Here is a 1,217-nt window from a genome sequence, read left to right as displayed (position 1 = left end):
GTAGCAAACGTGTTATGCAGGCGTTATGTGTAGGAGGGATTACAGTGTCTATATTTTATTGTCCACCATACGACTCTCCGATTGAGGATTCTTTTGCAAAGTATGCAGAAAAATATTTTAATCAAGAAGTTAGTATGGATACACAAGTTGAGATTATAACAATTTGTGGAAATTACAGGTTAGACTTTGTTGTCACTGGGACTAATGGTAAAAAAACAGCTATAGAGTGTGACGGGAAAGAATTTCACAATGAAAGTAGAGATGAATGGCGTGATGCTATGATTCTTGGTTCAAGTGATATTGATGAAATTTATCGAATAAAAGGTAAAGAAATTACATACCGAATTGAGGATGTATTTTATGCTTTATCTGTGTGGAGTCCTTGGTTATTTGATGATAGGCAAAAATACAATTTACAACGAATTGCTACTGAAGAGGTACTCAAAAGTAACATTCTTCCTGAGGATTCAATTTTCTCTGTAAATTATATTGATGCTGAAAGTGAGCAACTTAATCAGTTTTATTTGGAAAAAAGACATAAGAATATCCCTGAAGGTATGCGTCAATTTTGGCAGGTAGCCTTCAATTATGCACAGAAACAAGGTGGCGGTAATCTTGATGAAGTAATTGCTCAGTATCGTTCTCGATAACATAATAAATAGAACGATCCCTTAAATTAATTTGAAAACACATAACAATCGCATCAACACGATTTGCTACATTCGGCATTCTAGGTTTCTTTGGGTTTACCGTGTTTAGTGGTAAATTTGGGCTTAATATGCATGGTAGCAAACGTGTTATGCAGGCGTTAAATGGCACCAACCACCTTTACGGGGTTGGTGTTGTAAATGTACTAAGTCTACTTGAATATATCGGATGATGCTCTGGCTTAATAAACGCCAAGTTCAAAATATAGCTTTCATACTTAGCTATTAATCCATCAAGGATATTATTAACACAATCCGTTCTTTCTCGTAACACATCAAATCGGTGTCGCTCTCCTATGATTTCTGCAGCTATACGACCGTGAGCAACTGCATTTCTATTATCTACTATTTCATTAAGGGCGGTTTTTAAATGACCACCTTCATCTTCCAATGGAATAATTCCAAAGCAATTAAGCAGGTTTTGAATAGTATCAAACCAAACATTTTGTAAACTAGCTGCAAAAAATGTTTCGTTTATTTTTGATTCATCTAAACAGCTCATAGTTGTAA

The 1,217-nt window shown here is 35.0% G+C and carries 2 protein-coding genes; one reads left to right on the top strand and one right to left on the bottom strand.

The window, feature by feature from the left end:
• Positions 1 to 650: hypothetical protein (locus PVK62_RS17285; protein ID WP_274445546.1), on the top strand; the 650-nt coding region annotated here is incomplete at its 5' end.
• A 178-nt stretch (positions 651 to 828) separates the two neighbouring features.
• On the opposite strand, the gene PVK62_RS17280 is transcribed toward PVK62_RS17285, so the two are convergent.
• Positions 829 to 1,217: HEPN domain-containing protein (locus PVK62_RS17280; protein ID WP_274449502.1), on the bottom strand; the 389-nt coding region annotated here is incomplete at its 5' end.

The organism is Aliivibrio sp. S3MY1 (assembly GCF_028765575.1).
GTDB lineage: Bacteria > Pseudomonadota > Gammaproteobacteria > Enterobacterales > Vibrionaceae > Aliivibrio.
This window is presented reverse-complemented; position numbering and strand designations above follow the sequence as displayed.